The 14028-nt window shown below is 42.7% G+C and carries 14 protein-coding genes; 13 read left to right on the top strand and 1 reads right to left on the bottom strand.

Annotated elements, in window-relative coordinates:
- The first annotated feature begins 186 nt into the window (after positions 1-186).
- From DFP81_RS03915 to DFP81_RS03900, 4 genes are all read left to right on the top strand, one after another.
- Complete coding sequence (locus tag DFP81_RS03915; protein ID WP_115896455.1) at positions 187-1347, top strand: iron-containing alcohol dehydrogenase; 1161 nt, start codon at positions 187-189, stop codon at positions 1345-1347.
- Between the two features lie 304 nt (positions 1348-1651).
- Complete coding sequence (locus DFP81_RS03910) at positions 1652-2452, top strand: SDR family NAD(P)-dependent oxidoreductase (protein ID WP_115896454.1); 801 nt, start codon at positions 1652-1654, stop codon at positions 2450-2452.
- A 122-nt stretch (positions 2453-2574) separates the two neighbouring features.
- Positions 2575-2811 (top strand): HP1242/YdcH family protein, encoded by a 237-nt coding sequence (locus DFP81_RS03905; RefSeq protein WP_115896453.1) that lies wholly within the window; start codon positions 2575-2577, stop codon positions 2809-2811.
- 587 nt (positions 2812-3398) lie between these two features.
- Entirely contained in the window at positions 3399-4388 is a 990-nt protein-coding gene (locus tag DFP81_RS03900) for a zinc-dependent alcohol dehydrogenase family protein (protein ID WP_115896452.1), read from the top strand.
- A 131-nt stretch (positions 4389-4519) separates the two neighbouring features.
- Here the strand turns inward: DFP81_RS03900 and DFP81_RS03895 are convergent, their stop codons facing one another.
- Positions 4520-4966: an RbsD/FucU family protein gene (locus DFP81_RS03895; protein ID WP_115896451.1), complete on the bottom strand. Its 447-nt coding sequence runs from the start codon at positions 4964-4966 to the stop codon at positions 4520-4522.
- Positions 4967-5257: 291 nt separating this feature from the next.
- Between DFP81_RS03895 and DFP81_RS03890 the strand changes: the two genes are divergently transcribed.
- From DFP81_RS03890 to DFP81_RS03850, 9 genes are all read left to right on the top strand, one after another.
- Entirely contained in the window at positions 5258-6268 is a 1011-nt protein-coding gene (locus DFP81_RS03890) for a YeiH family protein (protein WP_115896450.1), read from the top strand.
- Positions 6269-6278: 10 nt separating this feature from the next.
- On the top strand, positions 6279-6701 hold the full coding sequence (locus tag DFP81_RS03885; RefSeq protein WP_115896449.1) for a universal stress protein: 423 nt from the start codon (positions 6279-6281) through the stop codon (positions 6699-6701).
- 377 nt (positions 6702-7078) lie between these two features.
- The gene (locus DFP81_RS03880) at positions 7079-7744 is read left to right on the top strand and encodes a GntR family transcriptional regulator (RefSeq protein ID WP_115896448.1); all 666 of its coding nucleotides are present in this window, start codon (positions 7079-7081) and stop codon (positions 7742-7744) included.
- A 72-nt stretch (positions 7745-7816) separates the two neighbouring features.
- Entirely contained in the window at positions 7817-9256 is a 1440-nt protein-coding gene (locus DFP81_RS03875; protein ID WP_115896447.1) for an MmgE/PrpD family protein, read from the top strand.
- A gap of 69 nt (positions 9257-9325) precedes the next feature.
- Positions 9326-10246: a tripartite tricarboxylate transporter substrate binding protein gene (locus DFP81_RS03870; RefSeq protein WP_115896446.1), complete on the top strand. Its 921-nt coding sequence runs from the start codon at positions 9326-9328 to the stop codon at positions 10244-10246.
- A gap of 60 nt (positions 10247-10306) precedes the next feature.
- Entirely contained in the window at positions 10307-10762 is a 456-nt protein-coding gene (locus DFP81_RS03865) for a tripartite tricarboxylate transporter TctB family protein (RefSeq protein WP_115896445.1), read from the top strand.
- A gap of 4 nt (positions 10763-10766) precedes the next feature.
- Positions 10767-12245 carry a tripartite tricarboxylate transporter permease gene (locus tag DFP81_RS03860; protein WP_115896444.1) on the top strand — a complete coding sequence of 493 codons (1479 nt, stop codon included), beginning with the start codon at positions 10767-10769 and terminating at the stop codon, positions 12243-12245.
- A gap of 201 nt (positions 12246-12446) precedes the next feature.
- Positions 12447-13442: an ABC transporter substrate-binding protein gene (locus DFP81_RS03855; RefSeq protein ID WP_220342810.1), complete on the top strand. Its 996-nt coding sequence runs from the start codon at positions 12447-12449 to the stop codon at positions 13440-13442.
- A gap of 164 nt (positions 13443-13606) precedes the next feature.
- Entirely contained in the window at positions 13607-14023 is a 417-nt protein-coding gene (locus DFP81_RS03850; RefSeq protein ID WP_115896443.1) for a thermonuclease family protein, read from the top strand.
- The last annotated feature ends 5 nt before the right edge of the window (positions 14024-14028 follow it).

The following is a 14028-nucleotide window of genomic DNA, read 5'->3' as shown; positions in this document are numbered from 1 at the left end:
CGCCTATTCTGCAAATAATAGGCACCTTTTATGGAGCAAAAAAGAAAGGCTGTTCATTCTCAGGACTGAAAGAAATTTTGTACGATTATGCATGTTTTTAACCAATTTGTGGATATGAAAATCAATGATTAAACACTATAGTGCATGACATAAATTACTTAACAACATTCCATACAAGGAAACTCAATGTTAGATTTTGATTATTACAACCCAACTCGTATTGTCTTCGGACAGAACCGTATGGCTGAACTGGACAACTTAATCCCTGCAAACGCTAAAGTCATGATTACCTTTGGCGGCCAAAGCGCTAAAAAATACGGCACTATTGATGCTGTTCGTAGCGCGCTAGCATCACGCGAAATCATTGAATTTGGTGGCATCGAAGCAAACCCTGAATTTGAAACCTTGATTAAAGCGGCCAATATTGCCAAACAAGAAAATGTCGATTTTCTTTTGGCTGTTGGTGGTGGCTCAGTAATGGATGGCACTAAATTCATTGGCTTGGCCGCTAAAGCAGAACCTGAAGACTACGCTAGCTTGCTTTCACACGGTTTCACACCAGTGCCTGTTAATGAAATCTTGCCGCTTGGTTGTGTTGCCACATTGCCAGCGACTGGGTCTGAGATGAACATGGGTGGCGTGATTACGCTTGAAGGTCAAAAACGTCCTTTCATGTCTCCTTTGGCATTCCCAACCTTTTCGCTACTTGACCCTGAGCTAACGAAAACACTACCAAAAGAACAAATTGCGAATGGTGTGGCGGATGCTTTCATTCACGTACTTGAGCAATACTTGACAGTACCAGTAGACGCGCGCATTCAAGATCGTACCAGTGAAGGCATTTTGAAAACCTTGATCGAAGTAGGCCCTGTGACTTACCGCGACAACGATGACCTAGAAGCGCGTAAAAACTTTATCTGGTCTGCGACCAATGCACTGAACGGCGCAATTGGTGTTGGCGTACCACAAGACTGGTCAACTCACATGATTGGTCACGAACTGACTGCCCTATTTGGCATTGCTCACGGCCGTACACTCACTATCGTTCTGCCATCACTACTGCGTGAGCGTAAAGAGAAGAAACACGCGAAATTAGTACAATTCGCAGAGCGTGTTTGGGACATTACTGAAGGCACTGATGATGAGAAAATCGAAGCGGCGATCAGCAAAACAGAAGCTTTCTTTAACTCATTAGACATTGTGACTAACTTGACCCATTACGGTATTGATGACGACGGTATCGACAAAGTAATTGCAAACCTTGAAAACGTCGGCATGACAGCATTGTCTGAAAGTGGCGATTTGACTCTGGATATTGTGCGCAAAATCTTAGTCGCCGCTAAGTAATTTGCCAGAAAAGAAAACCGTCAGATTAAAATCAAAGGCCAGCGTACGCTGGCCTTTTTTTGGTTTGAAGGGGCCATAGGTGCGCTAGACTATTAATTCTTCCATAAATCTGAGCCACTAAATCAAGCATTATAAAGAAAAGCTTAAAACACCTTTCGATTTAACGACTATTATCAAAACCACTCCATGCTATTACTATACTAATTATTGAGACACTGTTTGAAGGCAAACTGGACAGTCGCATTTGTTGTCCACGGCCTTCTAAAATCAGAGTCATCGCTGGATCACTTTTAGGGGCATTACCATGAAAAAAACCATATTGATTACCGGCTCTACCGATGGCATCGGCTTTGCGACCGCTAAATCCTTACTAGCACAAGGCCACAAGGTACTACTTCACGGCCGCAGTGCCGGTAAGCTGGATTCCGCCAAGGCGCATTTATCGGACCCCAATGTTGAGACTTATCAAGCGGATTTATCACGCTTAGAAGATGTTTATTCCTTGGCTGCTCAGATAGCTCAGAACCATACAACATTGGATGTTATTATTAACAATGCTGGTGTTTATATGGTGCCCGTCGCAATCTCTGAAGATAATTTAGATGTTCGCTATATGGTGAACACGATTGCCCCTTACTTATTAACTCAGCAATTATTGCCATTGCTAACCTCACAAAGCCGTGTGGTAAATTTATCATCGGCGGCACAAGCGCCTGTGATGGCGACTGAACTATCCATGCCAAGCAAGCTAGCAGACGGCATGGTATACGCGAAAAGCAAACTGGCTTTAACCATGTGGTCGCGTCATATGGCTGATACCTTAGGCGCAGAAGGACCTGTTATTGTTGCAGTAAACCCTAAATCTTTCTTGGGCAGCAAAATGGTAAAAGAGGCTTATGGAGTTAGTGGCGGGAACCTACAAGACGGCGCTGACATCCTTATAAGAGCCGCATTGTCAGACGAGTTTAGTAACGCTTCTGGGCTTTACTTTGATAATGATATTGGCCAGTTCAGTGACCCTCACCCAGATGCATTAAATGCTCAAAAGAATGCAGAAATCAGTCAGGCAATTGAACGTATTCTTGCTGAAAAACGCGTTGCATAAAAAGCCAATCAAACAGGGCTTTATACATCGCCCTGCTTGAGGATAATTCGCAATTTTTCACGTCACGAGCTATGGTAAAAGTGATTTGAATTGCTACCTATAGAGCATAAAAGGAGAAGAGCATGTTAGGTGAAGATCACGCTATTGTCATCGAGTTTCCAGAACACAAAGAGAAAATATCCGAGCTCAATAAAACAGATTCTGCATTTGCCGAAAGTGCTCGTCGCTACCACGCTTTAGACCAAGAAATACGCACTCTTGAGTTAGATAATGCACCTATCGACGATGATGCTATGCATCAACTAAAGCATGATAGAGCGGTGCTTAAAGATGCGATTTATCAGCGCTTACAAGGCTAATTAAAGCGTGTAAAAAACGACAAGAGCAAACTAAAAGAGTAAAGATGAGATGATCATGTTTGCTCTTTTTTATTTCTGATTGGTTCAGATGTCGCTAGTTCACCCTCTTTTGCCAATAGGGTGCGCCACCAAACCGCTGGGTAAAATAATCTATTAACACACCAAATTTAACGACAAGTAAGTGTGCATTAAGTTAGAGGCAAGCTAAATATTGGTGGCGAGTAGTCTTGTACTATTTGCACCACTGGCCCTTCTAAACGCCAACCCCGATGACATTGACTGCATCACTAAACTGCAAACATCTTTAGTATGCGGAAAAACCCTACCCTCTTCCGTTGAAGATATTTTGTGCTTGTGCAATGGCTGAACGTTACTCCTAAACCTGTTCCCGCTTAATGATATAAGTGTCAGAAACCACAGCAGCGAAACTTTAATCTTCACCGCCAGACTGATATACGCACAAATAATTTCAAATGATCTATATTCATTATCAACAGAATCTTAAAAGTGATTGCATGGAATGCCATATTATCAAGAATGTTTTTTATAAATATACTTTAACGACAAATTAACGAGAGGTATTTACGATGAAAGCAATGACAATCAAGGAATTTGGCGATAGCAGCGTTTTTCAGACAGCAGACCTAGCAAAACCAGAAGTGACGGACGGGCACCTTGTGGTTAAAGTTGTCGCTACCAGCGTAAATACTGTCGACATGATGATTCGCCAAATGGGAACAGATCTTGGCCCATTAGCACCACAATTACCTGGTGTATTAGGAATGGATTTTGCTGGCACAGTTGAGTCGGTAGGCAAAGATGTAACTGGCTTTGCCGTTGGAGACCAAGTATTTGGTTGCGCCGGCGGCCTTGGTGAACTACAAGGCGCACTAGCAGAATATATTCTAGCCGATGCGAAACTCGTAGCACACAAGCCAAAAAGTATTTCAATGCGCGAAGCAGCGGCTCTACCTTTGGTTGGCATCACCGCCTATGAAGGATTAATCCGAGCTGGCATCCAGCCAGGTCAAAAAGTATTGGTACACGGCGGTGTTGGTGGTGTTGGCCACATAGCAGTTCAACTTGCACATTATTTTGGCGCGGAAGTATTCGCCACCATCAGCGATGATGCACAAGCAGAAATTATTGAAAAACTGGGTGGTACAGCCATTAATTACAAGCAAGAAAGCGTATCTGATTATGTTGAAAAACACACAGATGGCGCAGGCTTTGAATTAGTATACGACTCCGTTGGCGGTGAAAACCTTAACGCTTCTTTTGAAGCCGCGGCTCTTAACGCCAATATTGCCACTACCGTTTCCCTGCTTAACCTTGACCTCACGGTTGCGCACTTTAAAGGCTTGTCGTTACACGTAGTCTTTATGTTGATACCTATGCTGCACAACCATAAACGTGAACAGCATCATCAAATTCTGACACAATTGGCTAAAATTGTAGACGAAGGCAAACTAACCCCAATTCTTGATACTGAAACTTTTTCATTAGAAGAAGTGGGTAAAGCCCATGATCGTCTTGCTAGCCGCAGTGTGATTGGCAAAGTCGTGATCGACATTTGATAGCTCAAAGAAAGTACTAAGGTGCTTTATTGTTAATAAGCAAAAAGCCAAAATCCATTTCAAGGGTTTTGGCTTTTTGAATTTTGAATTTCTCGCTCAACTGTAGAATCCAGAGCAATACCAAGAATAAGCTAAGAAAAAATCACCCCTTTCTTCAGCAAAAAGCACCCATACCCCCTTGCCTCACCTGTCACCACGACAGCAAATGCCTGCTTTGCTGCTTGGTAAAACGCAAAACGCTCTAATGATTCCATTTTTGCACTGTCGTTATCGCCTTCTAGGGTTTTCAGTAAGTCGGCCATCTCTTGTTGTACTTCCGGCATGAAGGAGGAATCTTCCCCAACGACTTCCATGCGCTTTATTGGGTGCGCTACAAATGAGTCTAAAGGAAGCACAGATAGAATCGCGGCGGACGCGTCATTAACACTGCTGCCATCCAAGCGAATAACCGGTTTACCATTCGCTATGGAGGTTGCTGGAAAATTACGATCCACCAAGGCAATGTCATCCCCATGCCCCATGGTTCGTAATACATTGAGCAATTGGCCATTTAACAACGGCTTAATATTCTTCAACATAACTTCCTTCTAGTCACTGTTTGGCAGCCAGTCTGTCGCAACAAAACATGCCTATTGAGTCGATAAAACACTCTAGAGCAAGGAAAGGTACACATGAGCCCTAGATTTGTATCTGGCTCAAACTTTGCGATCCACTGCGAGCATCAATGGTAAATAGTAGACCTTTTGAGTGCCTGCTGCGTCCTAGGTATCAAACGTTTAATTAAACCAAACACCTGTTAATAATTATAAGATATTTGCATATAGCGATTCGCTTTAACATTCATGCATAACCTATTAAAAGGAGTTGTTATGAAGTATTTAAGCGGTTTAGTCATTGTGCTCATAATGAGTTTAGCGTCTTTCCAAATTGCCAGTCTAGACATGGTTAAGCACTACCAAATCAGCTCATTGGTGATCTGTATTTTGATGGGCATGGTGTTGGGCAATCTCTTCCAAAAACGCATCCCTAAAAGCGCGCTTCCTGGTATCAAATTTAGTCAGCAAAAGCTGCTTAGATTGGGCATTATTTTTTATGGTTTTTTTATCAGTTTCCAACAAATTGTTGCCGTGGGCTTACCAGGCTTAGTCACCGATATCATTATTATTGCCACGACCTTTGTCGGTGGCACTTTCATTGGTGTGAAGGTGCTCGGATTAGACAGGGAAATCAGCATGCTAACGGCAACGGGCTCTTCCATTTGTGGCGCCGCAGCCATTTTAGCGGCGGAGCCGGTTGTTAAGGCGAAACCTCATCAGACTGCGGTGGCAGTGGCGACTGTAGTGATTTTCGGTACCTTAGCCATGTTCGTTTACCCCGCCATTTATCATGTTTTCAACATAGACCCAAAACTGATGGGAATATACACAGGCGCAACCATCCATGAAGTCGCTCAAGTAGTGGCTGCAGGTAATGCGATGAACAGCGATATTGCAGTGACCTCTGTGATTGTAAAATTAACCCGTGTCATGATGCTGGCGCCATTTTTGATCTTACTCAGTGTCTATTTAACCAAAAAATCGACAAGCGTCGAGGGCTTGAATAGCAAAGCAAAAATTAGCATCCCTTGGTTTGCAGTTTTTTTTGTAGTGGCTGCAGGCATTAACTCATGCAATATCATCCCACCACACCTTGTCCATTGGATAACTCAAAGCTCTGTTTTTTTACTCACTATGGCCATGGGAGCACTAGGCATTGATACCAATATTTCTAAGATTCGTGGTGTCGGCATAAAGCCCATTATCTTGGCAGTTATTCTGTTTACTTGGTTGATATTCGGTGGCTACGGAATTAGCTCTGCCATCACCAACCTGTTCCAATAAGGAGATTATTATGTATCAGAAAATACTGGTCGCAATCGACCTTACACAAGCATCTCAACAGCTGCTTAAAAAAGCGTATCAATTAGCAAAGATTCACCAAGCAGAATTGCAAGTCATCCATGTAGATCAAAGTTTTCTGGGTACTTATGATGGCATTCTTGATATTAATGAAACGGATTTTGAAGAACGCTTACAACACGAATCGATACGCAAAATGCGCACACTGTTTGATAATAGCCAGTTTGTTGTCGATAAATACTATGTGACCGCAGGGAACATTGATGATGAAATCCTGCAGATCATTAAGCGGGAAAACATTGACCTTGTGGTACTTGGTCATCATAAGTCATCGCTTTTACGGCAAACATTTATGTCAATTTCAGAGCCCATCATTCGCCACATGCCTTGTGATGTAAACTTACTGAGAACCTGAACTCCATGAGTAGCTCCTAGCAGATATGAGATCAGTCCTCGTTTTCACAGATTAGGGCTGATTCTAGCTAAGCCTCTTTCTCGCACGCCAATAACAGATCATCTCGCTTTGATCCACACCACTATAAATAACACCAAACAAATGACGACCTAAAAGATAATAAATAAAATATATTTATCTTTTTTATTTAATTTGTGACATCTACTCGAGACAAAGGCTAAAAATAACAAACAGGCACAAGACTTTTATCTAAATTCCAGCCCGACCCAAATCGTTTTTGAAAATTAAAAAGCCGACAATAAGGAAAAAATAGGGTTTACAAATAAAATTAACAGATATAACCTGTCGACAGACGACTAACGGTAGATACAAAACATATGAACGATAATTCATTTACAGACGAGCTAAACAACCTTAAGAAACAATCATTGAGTAAGACGGTTGAAGAGCAACTTGAAAAAATGATTCTTTCAGGTCAAATTGCTCCTGGAGAGAGAATAAACGAAAGCGCTTTATCTGCGTCACTTAACATCAGTAGAGCGCCTATCCGTGAAGCCTGCCGCCATATGGCCCAATATGGCATGGTTGAAAACCGTGTCGGTAAAGGGACTTTTGTTTGTCAGGTTGATTATGGTGAAGCTGTGGACCTTTACGAAGTACGAGGCATGTTAGACGCCCTCGCCGCGGAAAAAGCCGCTGTGTTAGCAAGCGACGATGAAATAGAACAACTTCAACAACTAGTGACGAGAATGGAAACGCTCTCGCACAATGGCGATGCGCCAGAATACTTTGCAGCGAACTTAGATTTTCATCAAACCATCATTGCAGCTTCACAAAACAAATCTCTGTTTAACATGTACCAAGTGATTTATAAAAAGTTGTCTTTGTTTCGTAGAAAAAACTTAGCGGAGCCTGAACGTTTACAAGCATCATTTGCAGAACACGAGAAAATATTCCAAGCAATCAAAGCAAAAGACCCTCAACAAGCTGCGCTTCTGTCACGCCAGCATGTAGAAGAAGCCAAGAAAAACCTACAGCACTAATGAGCGATAAAATAAAAAAATTTTTGATTTATTAGCCTGTCGACAGGCGACAGGCGACTAAAGGAGAAGAAAATGACTATTCAGCAAAACCCATTTGTTGACGTACCAAGTGACTCAACTATCACCAAGGCCGCGGCTAATTTCATTGAACAAGTAACTTATGATCAGATACCAGAAGAAGCGATCCGCATTGGTACTCGCTGTGTTCTAGATGGTTTAGGTTTGTATGTAGCAGGAAGTGATCATGAAACCGCGACTATCCAAGCCGCGTTAGCGGATGAAACCGGTGGCATTTCGGATGCTCTACTACTCGGTTATGGCAATAAAGCAGTGCCAGCACCTCTTGCTGCTCGCGTATTAGGAACCGCAGGCCACGCACACGATTGGGATGATTCTCAAGTCAGTCTTGACCCAGACCATGTCTATGGTTTGCTCACTCACCCGACTATTCCACCACTTACGTCAGCAATGGTCATGTCTCAAAAGCTTGGCAATATTTCAGGCAAAGAGTTTATCTTGGCATTCCTTACAGGCTTTGAGGTTGAATCAAAACTGTCAGAATGGATGTTCTCACAACATTACAAACGCGGCTTTCATTCAAGCGGTACAGTGGGCACTTTTGGGGCTTTTGCTACCGCCGCAAAACTGTTGAATTTAAGCGATGATAAGTTACTGCATGGTTTAGGTTTGGCTGCTAGTTTTGCCGCCGGCATCCGTTGTAATTTCGGCACCATGACCAAACCCTTACATGTGGGTCGAGCGGCTGAAAACGGTATTACTGCCGCATTAATGGCAGAAAAAGGTTTCACCGCAGACAAGTCTGCACTAGATGGTCCATGGGGATTTTTTGCTGTGCTTGGCGGCGGCGTAAGCATGGATAAAGTCGCGAATGAAACCTTTGGCAAACCCTGGTCTATTGCTGAGCCAGGCATTAGCATCAAACCCTACCCATGCGGCGTTTTAACCCATCCGACCATTGATTTAATGGTGAAGCTTGTCAAAGAAAACCAGCTAAGCGCAGAAAAAATTGAAAAAGTTACTGTTTACGCTGGCTCGAATATCCTCAACCCAATCCGTTACCCGATTGCTAGTAATCACCTTGAAGCAAAATTCTCATTACCAGCGGTACTCGCTATGGTCGCGATTAACGGCAAAGCAGGCAAAATCGAATTTGAAGATGATTTTGTACAAAGTGATGCAATGCAGGCTATGCAACGGGCTATCGAAACACGTTTTGACGCAGAAATAGAGGCGAAAGGCTTCGATAAGATGCGCTCTAGAATCGAAATCCAGCTTAAAGATGGCACTACAATCAGCGAAATAGCGGACGAGCGCTACCGTGGCGGACCTGAAAACCCACTTACTGATGCAGAATTAGAAGATAAAGTCCGCAGCTGTTGTGAAGGTGTTTTGGATAGCAGCGCAACGAGCAAGATAATTTCAAGCGCATGGAATCTACTGGAGTTAGAAGATGTATCAACACTCGCTAAGTCCATTCAGACTGGATACTAATGACTTAGATTAAATAATTAAAATTTATAAAACATCTAAAACTAAAATAAATATAAGAGGTATAAAACGATGTTACTTAAAAAAATGATAGCCGTCTGTACTTTTGCTGTTTCAGCTTTAACCATAACGCCAGCAATGGCTGCTTACCCAGAAAAACCAATTACATTAGTCTGTTGGTCTAGCCCGGGGTCTGGCCATGATTTAATGGCCCGCTATATTGCAAAACTGGGTGAAAAACATATTGGCCAGCCTATTGTAGTGGTTAATAAAAAGGGCGGTAAAGGTAAGGTTGCAATGAGTTATGTACTTAATCAAAAATCCGATGGTTATGTCATCATGACAAACACTCGAAGCATGACTAAGCGCTTAAAACCAACAGGCGGATCAATCGCGATTGATAGCTTTAAGTATATTAGCCGTGTGGTACAAGACCCCTTTGTTATTGTTGTAAAAGAAGACAGTCCTTTTAATACAATGTCAGACTTAGTCACCTACGCTAAAAACAACCCAAACAAAATTAAAGTTGGAGGATATAGTACTCAGTCAGTAGATGAAGGATTAGTTCATGACATAGAAAAGATTTCTAAAATCAATCTTAACTATATTCCTTATAAAGGCGGAAAAGAGCCTGTAGTGGCGGTATTAGGCGGGCACATTGATGTGGCCATCGCGAACCCAAGCGAAATGATGACCAGTTTTCAGGCGGGAAAACTTAAAGCATTAGCAGTCACAACAGAAGATAGATTCAGCCCATTTGATGATACCCCTACGTTGAAAGAGCAAGATATCAACAACGTGACGGTTCATTGGCGTGGTGTCATGGCTTCTAAAGATGTACCCGATGAAGCAATTCAAAAGCTTGATAATATGATCCAAAAAGTATTAGAAGAACCAGAATTTAAGAAGTTTCTTAATAGTTCAAACATGCTTTCCGGTTATATTAGCAATGATAAATTCGGTGAATACGTAACAAAACAAACAAAAAAATAACTTTTGTTCTGTAAGGAAGAGGTCTTCCTCTTCCTTTGTTATTCTACCGAGGAGAACACCATGAATAATAAAATAAAAATATTGCATCATGATCGTATTTTTACATTACTACTTGTCGCTATCGCAGTCATATTTTTCTATATGATCGGAAAAATATCCGACACCCCAGGAATAGGTGAGTTAGCAACGGCGACTTACCCAAGAGTTATATTGGGCGCCTTTATTTTTATTGCCATACTGCAATTTTTCTTTCCTAAAAAAGGCGATGAAAAGCCAGTTTCCTTTCCAGTTAAAGGGTTACTTTCCATCTTATTAATTGCCGTATACATTTACCTTCTTGATAAGGTCGGTTATTTTTTACTCACGCCATTAGTGCTTTTTATCCTCCCACTTCTTGCTGGTTATCGTCAGTATCTAGCCATTGCCATCAGCGTTATTTTTGTTACCGCAGTATTGTATGGGATTTTCAAATTGGTACTTAACATCCCATTACCCGCTGGCTTTTTAGGAGCATAAGACAATGATTGATAATTTACTGTTAGGCTTTTCAACCATTGCCACCTTCCCTGCCCTTTTCGCCATCGTCGCTGGTGTCTTAATCGGTATTATTTGCGGTGTGTTACCCGGTTTAAGTGCATCAACCGCGGTAGCATTAATGGTACCGTTTACCTTTGGCATGGACCCTGTGGTTAGTATTGTGCTGCTCGTTTCTGTTTATTTAGCAGGTGAATACGGTGGATCTATTACCGCCATTGCGATTGGTGTACCTGGCACGCCTGCGGCCGCGGCGACCATGCTCGATGGTTACGAGCTAACCAAACAAGGCAAGCCTGGCCTTGCCCTGACCACATCTGTGGTCGCTTCCAGTATTGGAGGCATGATAGGCGCTATTATTCTGTTTTGTTTTTCCGAACCATTGGCCAATGTCGCCTTATCGTTTGGCGCGCCAGAATACTTCGCATTAGCCGTTTTTGGCCTCGCTATTATTTCAAGTCTTGCCAGTGACAACCTGAAAAAAGGCTTTATTGTCATGTTTATTGGCCTCTTTTTAAAGACCATTGGCTTAGACCCTTTTAGCGGCGAAGAGCGCTTCACTTTTGGTGTGCCTAAGCTAATGGATGGGCTTGGTTTTATTCCAGCACTGATTGGTTTATTCGCAATGGCTTCGGTATTTACTGATATTGATAAAGCCACGGCCAAAAGCAGAACCATTGCATTATCTTTTGCGATGCCAAAAATCCGTCAACTATTAAGCATGTGGAAAGTTTATTTACACTCCTCTATTCTAGGCTCCATCATTGGAGTATTGCCAGGTGCGGGAGCCACCATTGCGTCTTTTATTTGCTACAACGAAGTAAAACGTTTTTCCAAGAAAAAAGATCAATTTGGTAAAGGCTGCTTAGAAGGCGTCGCCGCTCCAGAATCCGGTAATAACGCCGTGGTCGGCGGCTCTTTAGTACCCCTTCTTACCTTGGGTATTCCGGGTTCAGGAACGGCCGCAGTGCTTATTGGGGCACTCATGTTACATGACATTCAGCCTGGCCCTTTATTGTTCCAGACCAATGGCAACATAGTGTACGGAATTTTCGCAGGGTTATTTGTTGCCTGTTTAGCACAGTTGTTTTTCGGATTAATTGGGGTACCAGTTTGGATAAAAGTGATTTCAGCGCCAAAAGCATTATTGCTGCCAGTCATCGCTTCTATCTCAGTTGTTGGTTCTTACAGCTATAACAATAGCATTGTTGACGTTTGGGTAATGCTAGGCTTTGGCTTATTAGGTTATTTGCTGAAGAAGTTTAACTACCCTGTTTCGCCAATCATATTGGCTTTGGTTCTGGGTGGTATATTAGAAGAAAACTTCCGTCGCTCATTGATGATTTCAGAAGGTGATTTCTCCATCTTTGTGACTCATCCTATTAGCGCAGTCTTGCTTTTATTTGCTGTACTCTCTTTGCTGAGCCCAATTTTATTCAATCGCCTTGCCAAGGTAAAAAGCTAATGTTGGACATGACATGCTACCAACGAATCGTCTGGCCTAGGTAAACACCTTCCTCCTGAAAGTATCCTTGCTCTTTCTTCTGTCACCCATAAACAGAAGAAAGAGCAAGGATAGCCGCAACTAAATTGCACAGATTGTATTCCTTCTTATTCTTGCTTTTGTATATACTTAACTTTTTTAACCATTAAGGAATCCAGCCTTATGAAGATTCTGACTCCTCTCGTGCCAGCTATGCTGGTATCCGCTTTTTCCGCTCAAGCAAGTGCTGCGGCTTGTGGCTCATTCACTATCGCGGATATGAACTGGAATTCCGCCAGCTTGATTGCTCATGTCGATCAATTTATTTTAAATAATGGTTATCAATGTGATGCCGAGCTCATTCCTGGCGACAGCGTACCTACCGGCATTTCAATGATTGAAAAAGGTCAACCTGATGTGGCGCCTGAGCTTTGGACTAACAGTGTCAAAGAAGCGTTAGACAAAGGGGTAGCCGACAAACGCTTACGCTATGCTGGAAATGCATTGGTTAATGGCGGTGAAGAGGGCTTTTGGGTTCCTGCTTATTTGGTAAAAGAATACCCAGAGATGGCCACTATCGAAGGGGTGATTAAGCACGCAGATCTGTTCAAGCATCCGGAGAGCAATACTAAGCACGCATTCTATAGCTGCCCAGCAGGCTGGACGTGCCAAATCACAGCCGAGCATTTATTTAATGCTTTAAAGCTGGCTGATGACGGTTTCGAAATAATCGACCCAGGTTCTGGTGCAGGTCTCGCCGGTAGTATTTCCAGAGCGTATGAACGCAAACAACCTTGGTTTGGCTATTACTGGTCGCCAACGCCGGTACTGGGAAAATACGAGATGGTAAAAGTGGACTTTGGCAGCGGTACCGATGTGGATGAGTACCGAAACTGTACCACACAACCCAATTGCCAATCACCAAAAGTGACTATGTACCCCCCTTCTCCAGTGCACACTATCACCACAGAATCCTTCGCTCAAAATGAGCCAGAGGCTTATGGGTATTTTGAGAAACGTGGCTTTACCAACCCTCAAATGAGCAAGTTATTAGCTTGGATGGAAGACAATCAAGCAGATGAAGAAACCGCCATGTACTACTTTTTAGAAACCTACCCAGACATCTGGCAATCATGGGTATCTACTGATGTAGCGAAAAAAGTAGAAAGCGCGCTATAACCCGTAACAAAACAAATTAATAAAGCCTGAGTCGCCGACAAAGCCACTCAGGCTTTTTATTATCACAACCCCATCAAATACGTTAAAATACCCGAGATATTAAGGTGTTAACCCGAAAATAAGCTCAGCACAGGACGTGCTAATACTCTTTGAGGTAACAAGAGATGACCCGCGTTTTGATCTTATTTGGGCTGCTTTGTACACCATTCGTGTATGCCCAATCGATCGTAGTAGATCGCATTATATCTGTGTATGACGCAGACACATTTCGAGTCGATATAGACAGCTGGCCACAAATTATCGGTAAAAATATGTCGATACGAGTAAATGGCGTGGATGCCGCTGAAATCCGAGGAAAATGCGCCAGTGAAAAACAACAAGCTAAAGCCGCTAGAGATTTTACTAGAGCATTTTTAAAAAAAGGTCATTTGATAGAGCTGAGAGGCATGAAGCGAGGCAAATATTTTCGTGTAATCGCTGATGTTTATGTAGATGGCAAGTCTTTATCCGAAGAGCTTATTCGATCTGGCTATGCTCGCCCCTATGACGGCGGCCATAGAGATGGATGGTGTTCTTTATAAGCTAG

Origin of the sequence: Marinomonas pollencensis, assembly GCF_003387375.1 — a bacterium.
Taxonomy (GTDB): Bacteria; Pseudomonadota; Gammaproteobacteria; order Pseudomonadales; family Marinomonadaceae; genus Marinomonas; species Marinomonas pollencensis.
The sequence above is the reverse complement of the archived record's forward strand: the minus strand, read 5'-3'. Positions and strand labels throughout refer to the sequence as shown.

What these genes read in the sequence shown, in the direction of transcription:
- DFP81_RS03915 (WP_115896455.1), top strand. Translation starts at nt 187, where the DNA reads ATGTTAGATTTTGATTATTACAACCCAACTCGTATTGTCTTCGGACAG.
- DFP81_RS03910 (WP_115896454.1), top strand. Translation starts at nt 1,652, where the DNA reads ATGAAAAAAACCATATTGATTACCGGCTCTACCGATGGCATCGGCTTT.
- DFP81_RS03905 (WP_115896453.1), top strand. Translation starts at nt 2,575, where the DNA reads ATGTTAGGTGAAGATCACGCTATTGTCATCGAGTTTCCAGAACACAAA.
- DFP81_RS03900 (WP_115896452.1), top strand. Translation starts at nt 3,399, where the DNA reads ATGAAAGCAATGACAATCAAGGAATTTGGCGATAGCAGCGTTTTTCAG.
- DFP81_RS03895 (WP_115896451.1), bottom strand. Translation starts at nt 4,966, where the DNA reads ATGTTGAAGAATATTAAGCCGTTGTTAAATGGCCAATTGCTCAATGTA.
- DFP81_RS03890 (WP_115896450.1), top strand. Translation starts at nt 5,258, where the DNA reads ATGAAGTATTTAAGCGGTTTAGTCATTGTGCTCATAATGAGTTTAGCG.
- DFP81_RS03885 (WP_115896449.1), top strand. Translation starts at nt 6,279, where the DNA reads ATGTATCAGAAAATACTGGTCGCAATCGACCTTACACAAGCATCTCAA.
- DFP81_RS03880 (WP_115896448.1), top strand. Translation starts at nt 7,079, where the DNA reads ATGAACGATAATTCATTTACAGACGAGCTAAACAACCTTAAGAAACAA.
- DFP81_RS03875 (WP_115896447.1), top strand. Translation starts at nt 7,817, where the DNA reads ATGACTATTCAGCAAAACCCATTTGTTGACGTACCAAGTGACTCAACT.
- DFP81_RS03870 (WP_115896446.1), top strand. Translation starts at nt 9,326, where the DNA reads ATGTTACTTAAAAAAATGATAGCCGTCTGTACTTTTGCTGTTTCAGCT.
- DFP81_RS03865 (WP_115896445.1), top strand. Translation starts at nt 10,307, where the DNA reads ATGAATAATAAAATAAAAATATTGCATCATGATCGTATTTTTACATTA.
- DFP81_RS03860 (WP_115896444.1), top strand. Translation starts at nt 10,767, where the DNA reads ATGATTGATAATTTACTGTTAGGCTTTTCAACCATTGCCACCTTCCCT.
- DFP81_RS03855 (WP_220342810.1), top strand. Translation starts at nt 12,447, where the DNA reads ATGAAGATTCTGACTCCTCTCGTGCCAGCTATGCTGGTATCCGCTTTT.
- DFP81_RS03850 (WP_115896443.1), top strand. Translation starts at nt 13,607, where the DNA reads ATGACCCGCGTTTTGATCTTATTTGGGCTGCTTTGTACACCATTCGTG.